1 rRNA gene is annotated in these 211 nt (G+C 37.9%); it reads right to left on the bottom strand.

Annotation, left to right across the window (positions count from 1 at the left end):
• Positions 1–75, bottom strand: a 5S ribosomal RNA gene (gene rrf / locus AC0IXC_RS29480); the annotation flags it as partial.
• Positions 76–211 lie beyond the last annotated feature (136 nt).

Genomic DNA, 211 nt, shown 5'->3' with positions numbered 1-211 from the left:
ACCATCGGCGCTAGAGAGCTTAACTTCCGTGTTCGGTATGGGAACGGGTGTGACCTCTCTGCCATCATTACCAGACTTTTATCATTATACACATTCTTTTGAGAATGTCCAAAGGAATTTTAAATATATATTCCTTCAAAACTAGATAACATTGCTTCATATTATATGGTTAAGTCCTCGATCTATTAGTATTCGTCAGCTCCACATGTCA

It is taken from the genome of Bacillus sp. AC266 (genome assembly GCF_979253805.1).
This window is presented reverse-complemented; position numbering and strand designations above follow the sequence as displayed.